The following is a 3,833-nucleotide window of genomic DNA, read 5'->3' on the forward strand; positions in this document are numbered from 1 at the left end:
CAAACACCGAGGCCATCGCCACACCTCCGGGTAGACTTTTAAGCCATACTCGTGCCGCATGATAAATATCGGTAGTAATCCCTGTGTGATACGCAATATGACCCAGCAGCACAAATAACGGGATCATGCTTAAATCATAAGAATGCACTAAATCGAAAGTGTTAGATGCAACCATAGTTAAGGTTGGCGCCACTGCACTTACTATGTCAAAACCACCATGGCGCATGGCAAAAAACAACAAAATAAATACCGAAGATACCCCAGCTAAACTAAATGCAATGGGCACCCGCAAAACCAATAACAGCATAGTGCAAGCAAAACCTATAAAGCCAAGTATTAAAGGATCCATCAGTTACCCTCAGCACTGGTATTGTGGTCTGCTTCGGTTCTTTTAAGCAGATACTCGGTATTGCCAGACCATGCAGCTTTAAAGTCGGCTATTAAAATAACCAGAAGCCGAATAATAAACAGTGCCGCGCCTGCAAAAAAGGCTAAACGCCCCGGCCATTCTGGTAGTTCTAACTCACCAAAAAAGTATGCGCCACTGCTAGCAGCATGAAAAAAACTCTGCCACGCGGCCAGTGCCAAAGGCAGTAGAATAATAAAGCTAATCAAAGAGCCCATCGCTAACATCCATAGCTGGCTGTGTTTACCTAATCGTTTGAATAAAAAATCTATGGTGATGTGACTATATTCTGCAGATACGTAAGCTAAAGGTAAAAATATCGCGCCGACCATAAGCTCTCGAACAATCACCACATCGTCGGTCACGCCCCAACCAAATAGGTTTCGAGTGACAACGGTAAGGGTAATCATTAATCCCAAGGCCACAATGCATAAACCCGCTAGAAGCAACGCACCTTGTTCTATTTTCTTCAACATAAAGCGCCTCTATTTTGTTAGCGTTGCCATGGGTAGCCTTGGGTGTCTCGTTCTTGACTGAACTTAGTTAACGCATTTTTGTAATTTTCGATCATACCCTTGCCATCAAAGCCACTATCTTCGGCTTCTTGCTGCCATTTTTTGATGTGATGCTGACTAGCGGTATAGAGCATTTTGGAATCGCCTGGCGATAAATTAATGATCTCTAACTTACGTCCATCTATACCTTGTGAGAATTTCTGCTCGGCGACTAAATCAGACTGCATCACATTTTGCCCATGGTAATCGATAAAATCAGCGCCCACTTCATTAAGCACGGCTTGTTGCGAAGGACTTAATCTGGCAAGCGCATCTTGATTAATAAAGATTCCTAAACCGGTATAAGTGCCCCAATTCAATTTAGTTAAGCTGTTTGTCACTTCGTGCTGTTTGAGCGCCAACGAAGCATTCATATATCCCAAACTGCAATCTATCAAACCATTGTCTAACCCTTGGTAAGCCTCGTAGATACTCATACTCACCAAATTAGCCCCAAAATCGCTAAACACTTTGCCAAAAGTGCCAATGCCACGAATTTGCTTACCTTTAATATCTGCGACTGTTCGCACCGGATCGCCTTGGCACAACATGATGACATTAGAGAGCATATAAGAGGTGACAAACACTAAATTTTGCTTCGCCAAATGTTGTGACACTGCTGGCGAGCGCATATGTTCAAAATTAGCTTTTAGCCCTACCCAAGGATCAAGGTTTTCAAAGGGCAAGTTGGTCAAAGAAAACGCCACCATTTCTTTTAAAAAATAATCAGGAATAATGGTCCCCATATCCACAACGCCAGCCGCTACCGATTGCCTTGCCGCATTCGACTTAAATAACGCACCGCCCCACATGATGTTGATTTTTAGATCGCCACTAGAGCGTTTTTCAACTTGCTCTGCAAACCATCTAGTAGCAGCCGCACGAGAACCACGATTCGGGCCAGGTTCACCATAGGTAAGTACTGTTTCTGCAACAGCAGGAGCAGTACTCAAAGAAATAATGAATATCGTTCCTGCAAAAATTTTAATCACGTTGCGCATACTTTTGGCTCATTTGGTTTTGCTATTAGATCGCGTTTTAGGGTAATACACTTCACTTAACCAACTACTCTATTTAACAGTGGATTCCCGATAAAGACGTTCGGGAATGACAAATTGATGGATTGCCGTCATTGCGGCAGTCTTTTATCCGAAATCCAGTTTTATGGCTTTTACCTTATTAATTCATCAAACATTTAGCTGCACCGCATTAGATTTTAAGGGGTTATTTTTTATTCCTTGCCGCTTGAGACTCTTCACTTTGCAATAATTCTCCAAAAATCATTAATTCGTTTCCAATAATATTTTTGAGTTGAGTGTGTTGTGACGCTTTAAGCAATTTTTTGGTGACTCGTAACGCATTTTGAGGTTTTTGAGTCAGGGCTTTGGCTTTATCTAATGCAAAATCCAAGACTTCTGACACATCAAGTTGTTGATTGACTATGCCCATTTCGATGGCTGTTTGGGTATCAAAAGCTTCACCAAGCATCAACACTTCTGCAGCTTTTCGATGACCGGCTAATTGCGGGATCAGTAAACTTGAGCCACCTTCTGGGCAGGCTCCCAAATCCACAAACGGCATTTTAAACAGGGTTTCTGACGCATACACTAAATCGAAGTGCAGCAACATAGTGACGCCTATGCCAATTGCGACACCTGATACTGCGCCAACAATAGGTTTAGGGTACTGATGCAACGCAAATAACAAGTCTGCTGCAGGTGACGGTTCGTTTGCGTGTCTACTATTAAAATCATTAAGGTCATTGCCTGCGGTAAACGCGTCTTGGGTGCCATGAACCAACACCACTTTAACGCTGTCGTCAGAAGCGCTGTTTTTAAATGCATTGGCCATTTCTGCATACATCAAACGGCTTAAGGCGTTCTTTTTGTTAGGGCGTTCAATGCTTATATGTAAAATTTCGTGCTCTTGGCGAATAACAATATTTCCCGAAGAAGTCATATTCATATTTCCTTTGGCATTAATTAGGGGGTTGTTAGTGTATGTAAACGAGATAACGCGGTGTCATACTCTTTTTTAAAACGTGCCACTATAGTGGCGACATCTGTAACATCTGCAATACTGCCTAAGCCTTGACCTGCACCCCAAATATCTTTCCACGCTTTGGACTTATTGCTTCCTTCTGAGCCAAATTTCATGGTGCTTTTATCACCCATTTCTAAAGCATCAGGATCTAGGCCGGCATTGGCAATACTGGGTTTAAGATAATTGCCATTTACTCCGGTAAACAACGAGCTATACACAATATCTTTGGCGCTGTGTTCCACTAACATATTTTTGTATTCTGGCTCGGCATTGGCTTCTTTACTGGCAATAAAGCGAGTGCCTATATAAGCAAAGTCGGCGCCCAGCGCTTGAGCGGATAAAATAGAATCGCCATTGGCAATCGAGCCTGACAAGGCAATCGGTCCATCAAAAAATTGTTTGATTTCACTGACTAACGCAAACGGACTTAAAGTTCCAGCGTGGCCACCTGCACCAGCACACACCAACACTAAACCATCTACGCCCGCTTCAATGGCTTTTTGAGCGTGGCGAATATTAATCACATCATGAAAAATAATGCCGCCATACCCATGAATACGTTCGACTAATTTGGGATCTAATGCCCGTAAACTAGTGATGATTACTGGCACTTTATGTTCGATACAGGTGTTTACATCTTCTTCTAAACGGTCGTTACTTTTATGCACAATCAAGTTAACCGCATGGGGCGCTACTTTAGCCACGGGATTGGCTGCTTGATACTGATCAAGCTCGGTTTTAATGGTGGTTAACCACTCGCCCAATAATGGTTGCGGACGAGCATTTAATGCCGGAAACGATCCCACTACCCCAGCCTTACATTGGGCAAT

The 3,833-nt window shown here is 42.9% G+C and carries 5 protein-coding genes; all 5 read right to left on the reverse strand.

From position 1 onward, the window contains the following. Window positions 1-349: TRAP transporter large permease subunit (locus Q0688_RS10755; RefSeq protein ID WP_299075907.1), on the reverse strand; the 349-nt coding region annotated here is incomplete at its 3' end. Next, on the reverse strand, window positions 349-882 hold the full coding sequence (locus tag Q0688_RS10760) for a TRAP transporter small permease (protein WP_299075910.1): 534 nt from the start codon (window positions 880-882) through the stop codon (window positions 349-351). The genes Q0688_RS10760 and Q0688_RS10755, both read right to left, overlap by 1 nt. A gap of 17 nt (window positions 883-899) precedes the next feature. Beyond that, on the reverse strand, window positions 900-1,961 hold the full coding sequence (locus Q0688_RS10765; RefSeq protein ID WP_299075913.1) for a C4-dicarboxylate TRAP transporter substrate-binding protein: 1,062 nt from the start codon (window positions 1,959-1,961) through the stop codon (window positions 900-902). A 223-nt stretch (window positions 1,962-2,184) separates the two neighbouring features. Beyond that, window positions 2,185-2,919 carry an enoyl-CoA hydratase-related protein gene (locus Q0688_RS10770; RefSeq protein WP_299075916.1) on the reverse strand — a complete coding sequence of 245 codons (735 nt, stop codon included), beginning with the start codon at window positions 2,917-2,919 and terminating at the stop codon, window positions 2,185-2,187. 23 nt (window positions 2,920-2,942) lie between these two features. Next, window positions 2,943-3,833: nitronate monooxygenase family protein (locus Q0688_RS10775; RefSeq protein ID WP_299075919.1), on the reverse strand; the 891-nt coding region annotated here is incomplete at its 5' end.

Origin of the sequence: uncultured Paraglaciecola sp., from assembly GCF_937123705.1 — a bacterium.
In the GTDB taxonomy this organism is placed as follows: Bacteria; Pseudomonadota; Gammaproteobacteria; order Enterobacterales; family Alteromonadaceae; genus Paraglaciecola.